This window comes from Methyloglobulus morosus KoM1 (genome assembly GCF_000496735.2).
In the GTDB taxonomy this organism is placed as follows: Bacteria; Pseudomonadota; Gammaproteobacteria; order Methylococcales; family Methylomonadaceae; genus Methyloglobulus; species Methyloglobulus morosus.
Genome location: NZ_AYLO01000051.1, coordinates 46863 through 63665 on the forward strand (window position 1 = coordinate 46863; position 16803 = coordinate 63665).

Below are 16803 nucleotides of genomic sequence, written 5' to 3' on the forward strand. Positions count from 1 at the left end.
TTTTTCTCCTTGATTTTTAGTTGATGGTGCGAATATAGCGGATGCAATTTTGAAAACAGGCCGGTATCACGTAAAAGCGAATTGCCGCAATAGACCAAACAGCGGTCATTAAAGCACATCACCTTAAAGACAGATAAGGGTCGATAGCTCCACTTGCGGTCAACATGAGAATGAGCGGTCAGTATGATTTTACTGGTCAGCCTAAATAGTTTTTGGTTTTAACGGCAACCGATCGATGGTTTTATCGTTACGGGTTTTGCAAGAATTTCCTTAAGCCGGACATTAGCCCGTATGCAATATGTGAAATACCTGTGTACAGGAAAAACACAGGAATGCGGTCATCGATAGCAACATCGTTGATCTTTCCATAAAAAGCCAGTGAACCCATCATCATAATCAAGAAATATCCCACAAAGAGCATCATCTTGGGCTGTTTGGTGACCAAACAATACCCACAGACCACTATTTCTGTCATTGCTAGGTAGAGCAGGGCAATCCTTAGATTATTGTGCATGACGCCAAAAAGATCTTCATTGAACTTGAAAATACTGTAATTCTCAGTAATCGCGGATAGGCCTCCGTAGACCAAGACCAACACCGAGATATAAAAATTGGCATCCACAAAAAATTTTACCACTTGCATGATTTTAGTCTCGATTTCGCTCATAAACTACCTTAAAAAGAAGCATCTCCCAAACACGTTGGGAGGGCTATAGAGGAGGGCATTAGGATAAAAGGCATATTCACTAGGCGTTTATCTCATCTGTTTGGATGTTTGCCGATCTTGCAATTGGCAATACGACGAATTTGATTGCGTTCGCATTCATATTTAATGTTAGCCACAACTTACGGCTCAAGTGTCATCTTGTCAAAATATATTTAAACAATACTTGAACAGGCACTTAAAAACCAGTGAAAATCCACCTAGAGGGCAGAAATGATTATGCAAAACAAGGGAAGCTGTTTTTTATGTGTTTGCCGAATCCAATGCCTTGTAACATTGCCTGGCTACTTGGCTTTCACGGCTATGGTCGACCATTGGTGCCGGGTACAGGCTGCCTGAATATCTACTGTACCAGTTATGGATAGCGTTTACTGGCATGCTTGTGAGTTCGGGTATCCAGCGATAGATATAACGGCAGTCTGGATCAAACTTTTGTTGTTGTAACCAAGGGTTGAAAATCCTGAAATACGGTTGGGCATCGCAGCCCGTTGAAGCGGACCATTGCCAGTTACCATTGTTAACGCAAGGATCATAATCGATAAGGTGCTGGGCAAAATAACGTTCGCCCCAGCGCCAACTGATGTGCAGGTCTTTAGTCAGGAACGATGCTGCGACCATCCGTACGCGATTGTGCATGAAACCGGTTGTGTTCAGCTCGCGCATCCCTGCATCGACCAGAGGAAATCCTGTATTACCCTCAGACCATCGTCGAAAAGCATCCTGATCGTCTTTCCAGACGAGCTTGTCGTATCGGCTATGAAAAGCCTTGCCAAATACGTGCGGGAAATGGAAAGCGATATGGGTGAAAAAGTCTCGCCAGTATAATTGCCTAAGCAAAGGGTGTTCTGGCCCCAATTGTTGGATTATCGCAGAATAGGCTTCTCGTATTGAACAAGTTCCAAATTTTAAGTGTGCCGACAGTCGGCTGCTGGCGTCCTGCGCAGGGTAATCGCGCAATGCTTGATAATCAACGTGCTTGGCTAACGCGTTTAATAAGGCAATGGCCAGTTGACGACCGCCGGTCATGCCATTTACAAGCGTTTCGGTTGGAGGGAAAACCGATAGGTCGATGTTAATTTTCTCCTCAATATGGATAAAATTTGCCCTTGCTAATGGAGTGGGCAGGGCGACTGGGAATAGTCGGGCATTGTTGTAAAAGGCGGTGAAAACTTGGTAAGGGCTGCCGTCACTTTTAAGCGCTTGTTCGGGTTCTATCAGCAAACAATCGGGGACAACGTGAAAGTCTATGTTTAAGTCTTGGCAAACTTGAGCCAATTCGCCATCGCGCATACGGCTGAATGGCGTGTAATCACGGTTAATGAACACCGCTTGTATCCGATATTGTTGGGCAGCCTGTTTTATGACCGTGATAGGCAGGTCGACATAAAACGCAAGCTTGAAACCTAGGGACAGAAATTCATTTTGGAGATCCCTTAACGATTGCCGCATAAAATGCAAAGCGGGCTTACTTTGGTAGGGATGGGGTTGAATTTGCCTAGGGTCAAAAATGAAGCAGGGAAGGACAGCGGAAGAACAGCTTATCGCCTGATTGAGCGCGCTGTTGTCATGAATCCGCAGGTCACGCCTAAAAATGAATAAGGAGGTCGTGTACCGGTTTTTATGCATAGGTGGCCTGACTATTTACATAAAACCACTACCCCAACAAAACATGCAGTTTTCGTAATTGCGTCCTGATAGCTTCGATGCGCTTACGGTTGACGCCAAAATCGCTGTGTCCCCGGCGCGATGCTGAACGTATATGAATCAATCCTGCCTTCGCATCAAGGATAGCGTCGATATCATCGACAAATTGCAACACTAAACTGGTTGCTTCGGCATGGAGCGTGTTTTCCGTCTCGTGGGTCAGGATCATACGGTCATGCGTTATGATGGCTTTACGTAATGCTTGCCAGGCCAGCGTTGGGTCGCCAGAAATCTTAAAAGGCGCAATATAATGCCCTTCATCCAGTGCTTGGCTGGATACGCAGTTCGGCGTATCTTTACAAGGCGGCAACTTCTTTATGGCAGGCGTGTTGGCGTACGTTGTCATACTGGCAATCGTTACGAGAATAAAAAAAATGAGATTAAGTTTCATAAGTAGATTGTTTAGGTACTAATTTACGGTTGAATTTGTCCATGTCAAGGAAAGATTGAACGTATAAAATTATGTCCATGGTCATTCAAGCCATTAATGCTATATTACCTATTGCTGCTTAATCGCTCAAACACATTCTTTCAAGCCTGGCCAGACTCAGGGTGATGCAAACTATATTTTCGGCGGCATCGAATGTGTTGGTAGAGAACAGTCCATCAAGACGATTTCGGCTTAACGCATTGCCGATCCAACGGGAATAGCCGTAACACGGATTCAAGGTGGTGGACGTACCTTGATGCTTGGATTGATAGACGCTCAACACGTATATTATGTTTGTGACCGTCCGCAGATATTGATCCTCACTAGCGTCCGCGATTTAGGCAGGCCGATATTCGGGCTAAAGCGGTATCGACAGGTTTCGTGCCATGCCTTCGGATTTGGTCGGCGAGCACATTTATTTCCCAAACTGGCGGTCACGGCGACTTCCGCCTTCCGAATAAGTTGCCGGTTCCGTCCGCTCGATGTCACCCAACATACGATTTCCGAGTTAAACCACCTCCGGCTTTGCAGAGGGTGATTTAACTGTCGGTTTCAACTATATAATCTGGGTTGACCAACAAGGACAATGCGGCTTAATGCCCGACAGCCACTTTCGACCCTTTCGTTTGGCCGATTTCAGACAATGTTTGATTGAACCAGGCGGCATCGATATCGAACGGTTTGCCGCCTTTGATGCGCGGGAATTCAATCGCCCTTAGCACATTGCCGCGATCCTCGTCGTGACCGATAACTCCAGATTCGCGACGGAAAGCACATTCGACGGCGAGGTCGGCACAGGACTTGATAAGGCGGATATCTTCCACGTTGGAAGCGGCGGCCCGTGCAAAATAACCGGATTTTTGCACTAAAGTTTTTTCTGCGCCGATCATTTGCGCGAATTGTTCGCCAAACCATTTGCCGGGGTTGACGGCATCCAACTTGACGTGACCGAAGGCATCGCGCGGAACTTCTTGCCCTTTGGCCTGCATTTCCGCGACGATGGATTCAACGCCAGCACCTTCGGAAATAAAGATATTGACGCAATCCACTTTGTCCATGACCGCACGTAGGCGTTTAGCTTCCGCGTCCAAGTCAATCGCCATTTCGGGGATAAATACACCGTGGACTTCGTAAGTATCCCGTCCCAGCCCCAGTTCGGGCAGCCATTCGGCACGATCCAACAACTTGCGATATTCCAGTGCAGTTGCCGCCGTAAGCCAGCCGCAACTGCGTCCCATGACTTCATGTACGATCAACATGCGTGGATTGGAGTTATTTTCCGCAACGACATTCCAGAAATAGCGTGCGCCCTGTTCCGCAGCCGTCCATGCGCCCAGTGATTGCTTGATTGGGAAAACGTCGTTATCGACGGTTTTGGGCAAGCCGATGACAGTCAAGCCATAGCTGTTGCTTGCTAGGAACGCGGCTAGATCGGCGGCAGCGGTGTTGGTGTCGTCACCGCCGATGGTGTGCAGGATGTCCACGCCGTCTTTAACCAATTGGTCGGCGGCGACTTTTTGTGGATCTTCCCCTTCTTTGACAAGGCCGCGTTTCACGCAGTCTTTGACGTTAGTGAGTTTGACACGGCTGTTGCCGATGATTGAACCGCCGAATTTATGTAACAGGCCGGCTTTCTCGCGTATTTCTGACGTAACCTTATAGGAATCGCCTAATAACAAGCCTTTATAACCGCTGCGGTAGCAAATAATTTCAATCGAAGGGTCGATTTCGCTGTAACGCTCGATAAGGCTGCCGATGGCGGAGTTAAGGCACGGGGCTAAACCACCGGCAGTGAGAATGGCGACTTTTTTGGGTTTATTCATGATAATTCTTCGTGTGTTTTATGGTTAAATTTTAAGTATCCGCAGCGGCATAGGGTATTTCAGGGTATGTCTTGCGCTGCGTAAGGGTGCGCGAATTTTACCATAGTTAAAACTGAATCTTTTCATTTGTTCGTTTGTTTTTGCTACGAAATGACCTGTTTAACGTACTTGTCACATGCATTTATTAAACTTGGATACGAAACATCCGCACGTTGTATAATTTCATCCTACTATTTTTTCAGAATAAAAAACGTACCGATAAACGATGGACAAACCGGAAAAACGCTCAATTCGCCGACGCGGTATCTATTTATTGCCCAACTTACTGACCACAGGTGCATTGTTTTCGGGCTTCTATGCCGTTACTTCGGCCATCGGCGGTCGCTTCGAGACTGCCGTAATCGCTATTTTTATTGCCATGATACTGGATGGTTTGGATGGTCGTGTCGCCCGTCTGACCAATACCCAGAGCGAATTCGGCGTACAGTATGATAGCTTGTCTGACATGACTTCATTCGGTGTCGCGCCTGCTTTGGTCATGTACCTTTGGGCGTTCGCCAGCTTCGGTAAAGCAGGCTTGTTTGCTGCTTTTGTCCACACGGCGGGTGGGGCTTTGCGCTTGGCGCGGTTTAATGCCCAAGTAGGCACGGACGATAAACGCTATTTTCAAGGCTTACCCAGTCCGGCGGCGGCGGCAGTTCTTGCTGGATTTATCTGGATGTCACTCGAGCATGGCTATGATATTAGCGTAGTCAAATATCCAGCGCTCGTGCTGACAATCTGTACAGGTTTGTTGATGGTGAGCAATTTTCGTTATTCCAGCTTTAAGGAAGCGCACTTAAAAGGGAAGGTGACTTTTTTTGTGGCGATTGCCGTTATGCTGGGGCTTGCATTTGTGATGGCGAAGCCGGAAGTGATGTTGTTTTTAATATTTTTGGCTTACGCCGTTTCAGGGCCTGTCGTTACCTTGATTATGCGTAAACGGCGATTACAAGCGCGCAAATTGTAGAATATGCTTGTGGCTTGAAGACTAATCAGTTATATTTTCATCATGTTTACCCATCACACCAAACAAGGCAAAAGCCACTATCTAAAAGTCAGCTTCGCGGTTGCAAAACTGTGCGCCTGTTTGTACCTGCTTCTGGAAATCCTGCCCTAGCGGGCATCGGATTCCTTTTTCACAAAATACAACCCTTTTTCTCTTCGGCTATTAGTTTGGTAGCTGATTGCCATCCATTGATGGAGACAATATGAAAGACCATTTGATTATTTTTGACACCACCTTGCGGGATGGTGAGCAAAGTCCCGGCGCATCCATGACGCGCGATGAAAAAATCCGCATTGCCAAGGCGTTGGAGCGATTGAAAGTGGACGTGATAGAAGCTGGATTTCCTGCCGCCAGTGTCGGCGATTTTGAGGCCGTCCTAGCCGTCGCCAATATCATAAAAGACAGTACGGTATGCGGTTTGGCGCGCGCGTTGGATAAAGACATCGACCAAGCAGGTGCGGCATTAAAAGGCGCGGCGAGATCGAGAATTCACACCTTTATCGCCACTTCGCCCATCCACATGCAAATGAAATTGCACATGCAACCGGAGCAGGTTATCGAATATGCGGTTAAAGCAGTCAAACGCGCCCGACAATTTACCGATGACGTTGAATTTTCGCCGGAAGACGCTGGCCGCTCGGAAGAAGACTTTTTGTGTCGGATTCTTGAGGCTGTCATTGATGCAGGTGCGACGACGTTGAATATTCCCGATACCGTCGGTTACAGTGTGCCGCAGCAATTCGGTGCGACGATAGCTAACTTGATCCAGCGTATACCCAATTCCGATAAGGCCATTTTTTCGGTACATTGTCATAATGATTTGGGGTTGGCAGTGGCGAATTCTTTGGCTGCCGTAATGAACGGTGCAAGGCAAGTTGAATGCACTATCAATGGCTTGGGCGAGCGTGCAGGCAATGCCTCGCTGGAAGAAGTTGTCATGTCCGTACGTACCCGACACGACGTGTTTGCTTGCCAAACACGTGTCGACAGCCGCGAAATTTTGACCTGTTCAAAGTTGGTATCGTCCATCACCGGCTTTCCCGTGCAACCCAATAAGGCCATCGTCGGCGCGAACGCGTTTGCCCACGAGGCGGGCATCCACCAGGATGGGGTTTTGAAAAGCCGCGAGACTTACGAAATCATGCGGGCCGAAGACGTGGGTTGGTCCGCCAACCGGATGGTGTTGGGCAAACATTCCGGCAGGAACGCTTTCAAAAGTCGGATGACCGAGTTGGGTGTGGAATTTCAATCAGAAGAGGACTTGAACGAAGCCTTTTCGCGTTTCAAGCAACTCGCAGACAAAAAGCACGAAATTTTTGATGAAGACTTGCAAGCGTTGATTTCTGAAGTCGGCTTTGAAGCGGAAGACGAGCACGTCAAGCTTGTCGCCTTGAAAGTCTGCTCGGAAACCGGGGAAATCCCCAATGCCAAGGTCACCTTGCGGATAGCCAACAAAGAAGTGACGGGCAATGCGGAAGGCGGTGGTGCGGTCGATGCCAGCCTGAAAGCGATAGAAAAACTGGTGGCGACCGATGCGGTCTTGGCGTTATATTCGGTCAATAACATTACCAATGGCACCGATTCCCAGGGCGAAGTCACTGTTCGCTTGGAAAAGGGGGGGCGTATTGTCAATGGCCTGGGTGCGGATACCGATATTGTTATTGCTTCTGCAAAAGCTTATGTCAATGCGGTAAACAAGTTGCTGAGTCCTGAGCGTAGGCATCCCCAGAAAGGGGAAGTTTGATTATTTAGGTTCAAGGCTCAAGGTTTTAGGCGAAATCTGACTGTGAAATTGTATTTGAAAATACCCAAAATAAAGGGTATCTGCACACGTTAAAAAAGCCGTCATTCTGGCAGGGATCGCCGGATATTTTACTGGCTATTTTCACCTATGAAAAAAGATGAATAATTTGCAAGAGCTATGTGCTGTTCTGAACTCGTAAGATGCGCCAAATGTAGGATGTGCCGAGGCACGAGGCGCATCTGTCGAGGAAACAATTTCCACGCTAACTAACGATGCGCTTCACTCCGCTCAGCACAACCCATCTGTCCTGGGGCCACATTCCCAAGCGCAGAGAGTGCGGGACGGCGTAAATTTTGATCTCTCTTGATAGCCTAGAGCATTAGGAATTGGGCTACGACTTCCGTTTCCAAAGGGGGGAGGTCAATAAACTGAAAACCGACCTTAAAGCCTTTCTCGGCATGGCTGAAAACGCTATGTGCGACTTGTACTTGGATATTGAGGACAGTTTTATCTTGAGGGTGCAAAGGAAGGGATAGCCGAACCATACAGGACGTACCAGGCAATAGGTTTACGTCGGCAATAGCCCCCAAACCGCCTTTGCTGATATCGGTTGTGCGGACCAGGATTGACGGGCGGTCAGGAAACAGCAAATGGGCATTGCGTCGCATTGCTTTGCGAGCATGTTTGCGGCGGTTTGAGCTTGGGAAGTTCATGCCTACAACGCTACCCGCCGCTTTTTAGTAAAGCGCTACGGCGTTGAAATGTGAAAATGGCGGCGAGCTTGCTGATAGGGGATTCGCCAGTGAAATACCGCAGATCTGGGTTATTCGACGTCGAAACAAGTGTTTGGAATTCGACTTTCAATATTTTCCAAAAAACCCCATATATTTGTCTTGTTAAGTTTCTCGACACAAACCTTCGGGATTTTTCCATTTCTTTAGGTATCAAGTAGAGATAAAATGAGTTTTGAATAGTCATGTCCTATGATTTTTTGATTTAAATTAGATAAATATCGAGGGTTTGTGTCTGTCCCAACTGGGATGCCATACAAAACCCGTAACAAAACACACCCTCACTTGCTCGAACCAGGCTAAGTTTCAATTGTCGGGGATTGAAATCTTGGGCTTCGGGCAGTGTCAAAACCCAGCAAATAGGGATTTCGAAATATTATTCCACTTAATGCTTACTTTTTAGGGATAAAGTCTGAGCATTAGCCCCTTCATATACAGAAATTTCAGTTAAATATTCTCATAAATGGCCACTTAATAAAATTAGCCCAACATTTTGAGACTGCCTGGATACGAAAACGTAGTGCAGCGTTCAAGGTGAGTTGACAAATTTCGTAAGTGTCATATATCGCTCGCTTAGGGATATACGAATGGCACCAAAAATCACATCTGTTAAATTATAGACGATCTCTCTATTAGTGTTAGGGTAGGCTGCGCTAAAAAATAGGGGATGCACATTGTTCGTGTATCCTCGATTGATCGATCTCCCCTTCGAGAGGTTGACGATGTAAGGTTTTGAACAAAATGTAGCGTATCAATCGCAAAAGATGCCCGCCCATAGCTGCGGGGGGATGTGCCCCTTACCGAATAAATGTTTTGTTTGTATTTTTATGGTTTCCAAGCAGAGGGTATGGAAACCATAAATAAAACTTACAGCGTGGCAGGCTGGATTCCGTACGCTTCATCCAGGCTGCCAGCACAAAGCTTGTTAGGCTGAGAAATTAGCCGCAGCAAAGTCCCAGTTAACTAAAGCCCAGAACGCTTCCAGATAAGCTGGGCGGGCGTTGCGGTAATCGACGTAATAAGCGTGTTCCCAAACGTCGCAGGTCAACAAGGGCGTATAGCCTTCTGTCAGCGGGCAACCGGCATTGCTGGTGCTAACCAAGGCCAATTTGCCTTCGGGGGTTTTGACCAGCCAAGCCCAACCCGAACCGAATGTGGTCGCTGCGCATTTGGTGAACGCTTCCTTGAAATCCGCAAACGATCCGAATTCGGCATTGATGGCATCCGCCAATGCGCCTTTCGGTTCGCCGCCGCCGTCGGGCGACAAGCTGTTCCAGTAGAAAGTATGGTTCCAAATTTGTGCGGCATTGTTAAAGATACCGCCAGAGGATTTTAGGATGATTTCTTCCAGCGGCAGTCCTTCGAATTCAGTGCCAGGAACCAGGTTATTCAGGTTAGTGACATAAGTTTGGTGATGTTTGCCATAGTGGTAATCTAAGGTTTCTTCGGAAATGTGGGGAACCAATCTATTTTTGCCGTAAGGTAATGGGGGTAGTTCAAAAGCCATTTTGTCTCCAGGGTTAAATTAAACGCATAAACAAATTCCTTTAGCCGGAATTATAATTACCGATTATTCTACAATGCTTTGCAAGCTGAAATAGCTGCTTATGAGTAAACACTTTATTTAGAAATAGTAGGTAATAAGGTTTTTCGCGTACTTTTTAGCGGTCTTAATATCCCGGTTAGTAAGCAGAAAAGGCGATTTTCAATTAATATAGTCGACTAAATTTCTTTAAACCGGTTAAATTTTTTACGCATTTATATCTCAATGAGCATCAAATCAGACAAATGGATACGCCGGATGGCGCAGCAACACGGCATGATTGAACCTTTTGAATCGGGCCAAGTCCGGGATTCCGAACAAGGGCGGGTGATTTCCTACGGGACGTCGAGTTACGGTTATGACGTACGCTGCTCGGATGAATTCAAGATCTTTACCAATATCAATTCTGCGGTGGTTGATCCCAAAAATTTTGACCCGAACAGCTTTGTGGATGTAAAAGCGGATGTCTGCATCATCCCCCCTAACTCTTTCGCCTTGGCGCGGACAGTGGAGTTTTTCCGAATTCCGCGTGATGTGCTAACCGTATGTTTGGGCAAATCGACTTATGCCCGCTGCGGGATTATCGTGAACGTGACCCCGCTGGAGCCGGAATGGGAAGGCCATGTGACCCTGGAATTTTCCAATACGACTACGCTACCGGCAAAAATCTATGCCAATGAAGGCGTGGCGCAAATGTTGTTTTTTGGCAGTGATGAGGTTTGCGAAACGTCTTATAAAGATCGGGGCGGGAAATATCAGGGGCAGACGGGCGTGACTTTGCCTAAAGCCTAGCCTATGTTCGAATATCTCATGATCCCTTCGCAAGGCCATAGTCCGCAATACGGGCTTTCATCGTGATAAAACAAGGGATTGTAAAAGTAGCTGCCGACCTCTCCTGTAGGAGAGTTCAGGGGTAAAGAGAATATACATGACTATGACAAAACGAATTTCCCTAATAGCTTGCGTGCTGATTTTATGTGTCGGCTGCGACCAAACAACCAAGTCAGTTGCCGAATCATTCCTGTCTGAAACCCCCATGCGGTCGTTTTTGGGCGATACTTTACGGCTTCAACTTGCCCATAACTCCGGTGCGTTTTTGGGTTTGGGCGCGTCATTGCCTGTAGCCGCCAGAACGGCGTTTTTCTCGGTTGGGGTAAGTGGCCTGTTGCTTGTTTTGCTGGGTTATACCTTATTTGCCAAGTCGGTCTCAGCTTTGGAAGTATTGGCTTATAGCCTATTGTTGGCAGGCGGTGTGGGCAACCTGATTGACCGTGTCGTTTACGGTTATGCCGTCGATTTCATGAATATCGGGATTGGCCCGTTGCGTACGGGGATTTTCAATGTTGCCGATATAGCCGTTTCCGCTGGGGTGCTTATTCTTATTGAAGATTCGTTACGTGGACGAAACCAAAGCGTGTAGGCCGGATTGACAAACACCGTTATCATACGTAAATGCTGGGTTTTGTTGCTCAATAAAGCCTGTAAAATTTTTGTATAAAAGTTATGTCGCAACCCCAACAAACAACGTCTGAAAAGTTTATCCTGGTATTCAGCTTGTTGGGTATTGGCACGTATTTGGTTTTACAATATGGTTTAAAGTTACCGGATGAAACCTTTACGGTAACGCTGAATGCCAACCTGGCCTCGGCAGTTGCCGATCTCTATCAAGGTCAATTAAGTTTCCCTCTTTACTTGGTGCAATCGCCCTTGTACCTAGTGTTGCTTGTGGGCGGGGTTCCACTAGTACTCCAGATCGTCGCTAAATTTATGCGAGGTGACTTTGGTGCCGACTTGCTGGCGGGAACGTCGATAGTCACTGCCGTATTATTGGGCGAACATCTGGCCGGAAGCTTGGTGATATTAATGCTTGCCAGCGGCGAGGTGCTGGAAACCTACGCAGTACGGAAAGCGTCGTCAGTACTGGAAGCATTGGCAAAACGTATGCCGTCCATCGCCCACAAGCAAATGGAGGAAGGCGTAAGGGACATTCCAACCGAGAAAATAAACATTGGCGATACCTTATTGGTCCTCCCGCATGAAATTTGCCCTGTGGATGGCACGGTGCTGGACGGTGTCGGCTCCATGGATGAATCCTACTTGACCGGAGAGCCTTATCTGATGGAAAAAACCAGCGGATCACAGGTGATGTCGGGCGCAATCAACGGCGATTCGGCCTTGACCATCCGTGCAGACAAGTTGGTCGTCGATTCGCGCTATGCCAAAATTACCGAAGTCATGCGCGCATCCGAACAGCATCGGCCTAAACTCAGGCGTTTGGGTGACCAGCTCGGTGCGTTATACACGCCATTGGCTTTGCTTATTGCCATTGTCAGTTGGTGGTACTACGGTGATGTGGTGCGATTTTTAGCGGTGCTGGTCATTGCTACCCCCTGTCCCTTATTAATCGGCATTCCAGTCGTGATTATCAGTTCTATCTCGTTGGCGGCTAAACGTGAAATTATCATTAAGAATCCGGCTGTCCTGGAAACCATCGGTCAATGTACGACGGCGATTTTCGATAAAACGGGCACGCTCACCTATGGTCGCCCATCGCTGACAAAGCTAATTCCTAGCGGTACCCATAATGAAGGAACTGTGCTGACCTTAATCGGTAGCCTGGAACGCTATTCGAGGCATCCACTATCCAACTCGATCGTAAAAGCGGCAGAAAAAGCGGGTTTGCCTGTACTTACCGTAAGAAATATCAAGGAGTTGGCTGGTGAAGGCGTGATCGGTGAAGTGGACGGAAAAAAAGTCCAGGTGACTAGCCGAAAAAAAATACTGGAGCGCCAACCGGATATTGCCCGCTTATTGCCGCCTGTCAGCGGTGGTTTGGAATGCGTTGTGCTGATTGACGGCAACTACGCCGCCCTGTTGCAATTCAGGGATGAAGTCCGCACAGATAGTTCTTCTTTTATCAATCATTTGAAACCTAACCATGCCTTCGGCAAGGTCATGATTGTGTCGGGCGACAGGGAATCTGAAGTGCGCTATCTGGCAGAGGAAGTCGGCATCAAACATGTGTTTTTTAGTCAAAGCCCTGAGCAAAAACTGGCAATAGTCCGCACGGAAACGGAGCGCGCAAAAACGGTCTACCTAGGCGATGGCATCAACGATGCTCCCGCACTGACCGCTGCAACCATCGGCATTGCCTTCGGGCAGAACAGCGACATCACGGGCGAATCCGCCGATGCGGTCATCATGGACAGCTCGCTGCTTAAAGTCGATGAGCTTTTCCACATCGGCGAACGTATGCGCAAAATCGCCTTGCAAAGCGCGATAGGTGGCATGGCATTGAGTCTGGTCGGGATGGGTTTTGCCGGTTTGGGCTATCTTTCGCCCGTCGCTGGCGCGATCACACAGGAACTAATTGATGTGATTGCCATTTTAAATGCATTCAGGGCGGCAATCCCGCCAAAAACATTATCGGATTATCAGCAATAATAGATGAATAACCCCATATTAACCAGCATTTCCCTGCTAATTTGCAGCAACGTATTTATGACTTTCGCCTGGTACGCACACCTAAAAGAACTGCATAGCAAACCCTGGTTTATCGCTGCGCTGGTCAGTTGGGGCATAGCCTTATTCGAGTACCTGTTTCAAGTGCCAGGTAATCGCATAGGCTATACGGTGTTGAGTGTCGGGCAATTGAAAGTGATGCAAGAAGTCATTACCTTATCCGTTTTTGTGCCATTTTCTGTGTTTTACCTGCGCGAACCGTTAAAGCTGGATTATTTGTGGGCGGGTTTATGTCTTTTGATGGCGGTGTATTTTATGTTTAGGGAGAAAATGTAGTGTGATGTTGCGTGTACAATTGCCCATTGGCTTCAAATCTTATTGCATCTCTGCCTTCCCCTTGTGGCATCATAGACACCTCCAACTTATTAAATTCCAGCCACAAATTAATAGTGCCAAGCAAGCCAATCCTTTCACCGCTGCCTTATTTTCCTGATAGCGCAGCGCTGTTTTCTGCCATCGCGGATCAAACCTGGGCTGTTTTTATCGACAGCGGATATCCGCATAGCGATCAAGGTCGATATGACATTATCGCCGCAGAGCCCATGACTACTTTGGTCACGCATGGCGAAAGCACCCAGATCATCCGAAACGGTTCTTCGATAGACTCTTGCGATGATCCGTTTGATTTAGTGAAACATGAATTGCTTGCTTATTCGCATGAAGGCTTTGCAGGATTGCCGTTTAGCGGCGGTGCTATCGGCTATTTTTCTTATGATTTAGCGCGTCGCCTGGAAAAATTACCTGTGATTGCGGACGATGCGGAACATATCCCTGAAATGGCGGTGGGCATTTACAACTGGGCGGTGGTGATCGATCATCAGCTCCGGCAGAGTTTTTTGGTGGGGCAGGGATGTGATGAGGGGCATTGGCAGGCACTAATCCAGCAATTCAGCGTATTGCAAATTAAAGGTCAAACGAACCGCTTTTCGGTAACCAGCGCGGTCAAATCCAATATGGATAAACTTTTTTACACTCGCGCTTTTGATAAGATTAAACATTACCTGAAAGAAGGCGATTGTTATCAGGTCAATCTTTCACAGCGTTTTGTGGCTGATTGTGAAGGCGAGCCTTGGATTGCCTATCAACTGTTGCGGGAAATGAATGCCGCGCCCTTTAGTGCATACTTGAACTTTCCGGAAGCGAAAATATTAAGCTCATCGCCGGAACGTTTTTTAAAGTTGGAAAATGGTTGCGTTGAAACAAAACCCATCAAAGGAACGAGGCCGAGGAAAGCTTACCCTGCGTCGGACTGGCATCAAATTGACCAACTCCGGTACAGCCCTAAAGACCGGGCGGAGAACCTGATGATTGTCGATTTATTGCGTAACGACCTAAGCAAGACGTGCAAGACGGGTTCGGTAAAAGTGCCGAATTTATTTGCGGTGGAAAGTTATGCCACCGTGCATCATCTGGTGAGTACGGTCACGGGCATCTTAGCGGACGGAAAGCACGCGTTGGATTTGCTCAAAAGTTGTTTTCCGGGCGGTTCGATTACCGGCGCACCCAAAATACGGGCAATGGAAGTCATCGAAGAATTGGAGCTGAATCGGCGCGGTGTCTATTGCGGTTCTATCGGTTATATCGGTTTCGACGGTAACATGGACAGCAATATCGCCATCCGCACCTTGGTGCATTCCAACGGCGCGATACGGTTTTGGGCGGGCGGCGGCATTGTCAATGACTCCAATCTTGATGAAGAGTACCAAGAGTGTTTTGATAAGGCGGCGGCATTATTAAGTTTATTAAATAAGCTAAGCGGTACATGATTGTTATCAAACTGGGCGGCAGCTTGACAACATCGGGTAAGCTGCAACCTTGTCTCGACAAGATTGACGAAGATTATCAGGGCAGGGCGGTGGTTATTGTCCCAGGGGGAGGCGAATTGGCCGATCAAGTCAGGAAAATGCAGCGGCAATGGCAATTTGGGGACAGGTTCGCACATCGCATGGCAATTCTTGCCATGCAGCAAATGGCCTTATTGTTCAAGGCACTCAAGCCGTGCTTTACAATGGCGGAATCAATCCCGGAATTACGGGTACGGACTGCCCAACCGGGTGTCTCCATTTGGTCGCCTAATGTGCTTGAGTTGGATAAAGCCAATATTTCGTCAACCTGGGATATGACATCGGACAGTTTGGCGGCTTGGCTGGCTAAAACGCTAACGGCTGATGAACTTATCCTGGTTAAATCTGTTACTATTGATGCTGATTGGGATGTGCTGAAACTTGTGCAAAATCAGATTGTCGATGTTTCTTTTCCTGAGTATATCCAGCAAGCAAATTTCAGCCTAAACATAGTCAATGCAGAAAAATTCATATCCTAATTCAGGAAGTATCCGATCAAAAAGCCTAAGAAAAACTACTTTCGGTTTTTTTAGGCGGATTTTGTCCAAACTGTTCAGGAATTTTTATTACACCGCCAAAGAAACTATCGGCGAACACAAGCGCGACATCGTGGTATACCAAGTGGAACAGGCCTGCACCAGCTTGCAAGAAACCCGACATGAATTTGAAGATGCGTTGGGTAAGTTCAGGTCGTTGGTGCAGGTTAATGAATCGACTTTGGAGCATAAGTACAATATGCTCAACAGGCAATACTTGTTTTGCCGCGCCAAATCCGATTCGGTAAGCGACCGGATACGGGCGATAGAAGAAGTCAGCCACGCCTTGTTTGCGGAATGGGAAAGCGAGCTAAATGAATATTCCGACCGAAATCTCCGTAACAACAGCAAACGGCAGTTGAAGGTGGCAAAACAGAATTACACGCGGCTAATCAAGACCATGCGCTTAGCTGAGTCGCGGATTCAGCCGGTGTTGTTGGCATTTAAGGATCAAGTGTTATACCTGAAACACAATCTGAATGCCCGTGCCATTTCCGCGTTACAACACGAATTTATCGAGATTGGCATTGATATTTCGCAGTTGATCCATGCGATGGAACTGACTATTTTGGAAGCCAGCCAGTTCGTGTCGCTGCTGTCCAACAATCAGAAAACCTTACCGTTGCGGGGCTCTTAAATCATAGAGTATCGTTGTATTGGGTGAGTCGTAATTCCGTTTGGTATCGACGACATGCTTTTTGTCTTGGTCCATACGTTCCTTGTCGTATTTCGCGATCATTTCTTCCCAGGTATTGTACTTTTCATAGCCCTTGAAGCCGGATGTTTTGCGCTGTTGGTAAATTTCCTTGCCCATATCGATAATTTCAAAGGGTGATTTTCCGTCGACGGCATCCAGGAATGCGTCTTCGGAGCTATTGGCATCCCGTATCGTCCAAAATGCGACCTCAAATTCAATCCTGTTGTCGGGCGGAAGTTTTTCTTTCATCATTTTGACTGAGCGATAGGCCGTCCGTGCCGTATGGCCGTTGATCCCGCTTTTGCCGCAGGCAGTAAACGCTAAACATAAGATAATAAAAAAAATCAGGGGTAATTGTTTCATTAAAGGCCTCTTGTGCTGTATCCGTGCCATGATG

The 16803-nt window shown here is 47.4% G+C and carries 16 protein-coding genes; 9 read left to right on the top strand and 7 right to left on the bottom strand.

Annotation, left to right across the window (positions count from 1 at the left end; all coding sequences use genetic code 11):
• Positions 1-247: 247 nt before the first annotated feature.
• From MGMO_RS07230 to MGMO_RS07245, 4 genes are all read right to left on the bottom strand, one after another.
• Positions 248-667: a hypothetical protein gene (locus tag MGMO_RS07230; RefSeq protein ID WP_023494386.1), complete on the bottom strand. Its 420-nt coding sequence runs from the start codon at positions 665-667 to the stop codon at positions 248-250.
• 300 nt (positions 668-967) lie between these two features.
• Positions 968-2350 carry a cryptochrome/photolyase family protein gene (locus tag MGMO_RS07235; protein ID WP_023494387.1) on the bottom strand — a complete coding sequence of 461 codons (1383 nt, stop codon included), beginning with the start codon at positions 2348-2350 and terminating at the stop codon, positions 968-970.
• Positions 2351-2378: 28 nt separating this feature from the next.
• Complete coding sequence (locus MGMO_RS07240) at positions 2379-2819, bottom strand: DUF1499 domain-containing protein (protein ID WP_023494388.1); 441 nt, start codon at positions 2817-2819, stop codon at positions 2379-2381.
• 632 nt (positions 2820-3451) lie between these two features.
• Positions 3452-4681, bottom strand: coding sequence for a pyrophosphate--fructose-6-phosphate 1-phosphotransferase (locus MGMO_RS07245; protein ID WP_023494389.1), 1230 nt, complete (start codon positions 4679-4681; stop codon positions 3452-3454).
• A 265-nt stretch (positions 4682-4946) separates the two neighbouring features.
• Between MGMO_RS07245 and pssA the strand changes: the two genes are divergently transcribed.
• Entirely contained in the window at positions 4947-5690 is a 744-nt protein-coding gene (pssA, locus tag MGMO_RS07250) for a CDP-diacylglycerol--serine O-phosphatidyltransferase (RefSeq protein WP_023494390.1), read from the top strand.
• Positions 5691-5931: 241 nt separating this feature from the next.
• The gene (locus MGMO_RS07255; RefSeq protein ID WP_023494391.1) at positions 5932-7473 is read left to right on the top strand and encodes a 2-isopropylmalate synthase; all 1542 of its coding nucleotides are present in this window, start codon (positions 5932-5934) and stop codon (positions 7471-7473) included.
• Positions 7474-7844: 371 nt separating this feature from the next.
• Here MGMO_RS07255 and MGMO_RS07260 read toward each other — a convergent pair whose 3' ends face one another.
• Together MGMO_RS07260 and MGMO_RS07265 are read right to left on the bottom strand one after the other, a co-directional pair.
• On the bottom strand, positions 7845-8186 hold the full coding sequence (locus tag MGMO_RS07260) for a PilZ domain-containing protein (RefSeq protein WP_036307237.1): 342 nt from the start codon (positions 8184-8186) through the stop codon (positions 7845-7847).
• A 1003-nt stretch (positions 8187-9189) separates the two neighbouring features.
• Positions 9190-9771 carry a superoxide dismutase gene (locus MGMO_RS07265; protein WP_023494394.1) on the bottom strand — a complete coding sequence of 194 codons (582 nt, stop codon included), beginning with the start codon at positions 9769-9771 and terminating at the stop codon, positions 9190-9192.
• Positions 9772-10032: 261 nt separating this feature from the next.
• On the opposite strand from MGMO_RS07265, the gene dcd reads away from it, so the two are divergent.
• The 7 genes from dcd to MGMO_RS07300 all read left to right on the top strand — a co-directional run bounded on the left by dcd (position 10033) and on the right by MGMO_RS07300 (position 16346).
• Positions 10033-10599, top strand: a complete 567-nt coding sequence (dcd, locus tag MGMO_RS07270; protein WP_036307240.1) for a dCTP deaminase — start codon at positions 10033-10035, stop codon at positions 10597-10599.
• Positions 10600-10735: 136 nt separating this feature from the next.
• The gene (locus tag MGMO_RS07275; RefSeq protein WP_023494396.1) at positions 10736-11227 is read left to right on the top strand and encodes a signal peptidase II; all 492 of its coding nucleotides are present in this window, start codon (positions 10736-10738) and stop codon (positions 11225-11227) included.
• Positions 11228-11310: 83 nt separating this feature from the next.
• Positions 11311-13251, top strand: a complete 1941-nt coding sequence (locus MGMO_RS07280) for a heavy metal translocating P-type ATPase (RefSeq protein WP_023494397.1) — start codon at positions 11311-11313, stop codon at positions 13249-13251.
• Positions 13252-13254: 3 nt separating this feature from the next.
• The gene (locus MGMO_RS07285; protein WP_023494398.1) at positions 13255-13605 is read left to right on the top strand and encodes a DMT family protein; all 351 of its coding nucleotides are present in this window, start codon (positions 13255-13257) and stop codon (positions 13603-13605) included.
• 110 nt (positions 13606-13715) lie between these two features.
• The gene (gene pabB / locus MGMO_RS07290; RefSeq protein ID WP_407656503.1) at positions 13716-15095 is read left to right on the top strand and encodes an aminodeoxychorismate synthase component I; all 1380 of its coding nucleotides are present in this window, start codon (positions 13716-13718) and stop codon (positions 15093-15095) included.
• Entirely contained in the window at positions 15092-15652 is a 561-nt protein-coding gene (locus MGMO_RS07295; protein ID WP_023494400.1) for an amino acid kinase family protein, read from the top strand. The genes pabB and MGMO_RS07295 overlap by 4 nt, the downstream gene beginning before the upstream one ends.
• Positions 15630-16346, top strand: coding sequence for a DUF2959 domain-containing protein (locus MGMO_RS07300; protein ID WP_082458308.1), 717 nt, complete (start codon positions 15630-15632; stop codon positions 16344-16346). The genes MGMO_RS07295 and MGMO_RS07300 overlap by 23 nt, the downstream gene beginning before the upstream one ends.
• Here the strand turns inward: MGMO_RS07300 and MGMO_RS07305 are convergent.
• Positions 16326-16769, bottom strand: a complete 444-nt coding sequence (locus MGMO_RS07305) for a hypothetical protein (protein ID WP_023494402.1) — start codon at positions 16767-16769, stop codon at positions 16326-16328. The genes MGMO_RS07300 and MGMO_RS07305 overlap by 21 nt on opposite strands.
• Positions 16770-16803 lie beyond the last annotated feature (34 nt).

Coding starts and splice junctions, on each gene's coding strand:
- MGMO_RS07230 (WP_023494386.1), bottom strand. CDS start 667: ATGAGCGAAATCGAGACTAAAATCATGCAAGTGGTAAAATTTTTTGTG.
- MGMO_RS07235 (WP_023494387.1), bottom strand. CDS start 2,350: ATGCATAAAAACCGGTACACGACCTCCTTATTCATTTTTAGGCGTGAC.
- MGMO_RS07240 (WP_023494388.1), bottom strand. CDS start 2,819: ATGAAACTTAATCTCATTTTTTTTATTCTCGTAACGATTGCCAGTATG.
- MGMO_RS07245 (WP_023494389.1), bottom strand. CDS start 4,681: ATGAATAAACCCAAAAAAGTCGCCATTCTCACTGCCGGTGGTTTAGCC.
- pssA (WP_023494390.1), top strand. CDS start 4,947: ATGGACAAACCGGAAAAACGCTCAATTCGCCGACGCGGTATCTATTTA.
- MGMO_RS07255 (WP_023494391.1), top strand. CDS start 5,932: ATGAAAGACCATTTGATTATTTTTGACACCACCTTGCGGGATGGTGAG.
- MGMO_RS07260 (WP_036307237.1), bottom strand. CDS start 8,186: ATGAACTTCCCAAGCTCAAACCGCCGCAAACATGCTCGCAAAGCAATG.
- MGMO_RS07265 (WP_023494394.1), bottom strand. CDS start 9,771: ATGGCTTTTGAACTACCCCCATTACCTTACGGCAAAAATAGATTGGTT.
- dcd (WP_036307240.1), top strand. CDS start 10,033: ATGAGCATCAAATCAGACAAATGGATACGCCGGATGGCGCAGCAACAC.
- MGMO_RS07275 (WP_023494396.1), top strand. CDS start 10,736: ATGACTATGACAAAACGAATTTCCCTAATAGCTTGCGTGCTGATTTTA.
- MGMO_RS07280 (WP_023494397.1), top strand. CDS start 11,311: ATGTCGCAACCCCAACAAACAACGTCTGAAAAGTTTATCCTGGTATTC.
- MGMO_RS07285 (WP_023494398.1), top strand. CDS start 13,255: ATGAATAACCCCATATTAACCAGCATTTCCCTGCTAATTTGCAGCAAC.
- MGMO_RS07295 (WP_023494400.1), top strand. CDS start 15,092: ATGATTGTTATCAAACTGGGCGGCAGCTTGACAACATCGGGTAAGCTG.
- MGMO_RS07300 (WP_082458308.1), top strand. CDS start 15,630: ATGCAGAAAAATTCATATCCTAATTCAGGAAGTATCCGATCAAAAAGC.
- MGMO_RS07305 (WP_023494402.1), bottom strand. CDS start 16,769: ATGAAACAATTACCCCTGATTTTTTTTATTATCTTATGTTTAGCGTTT.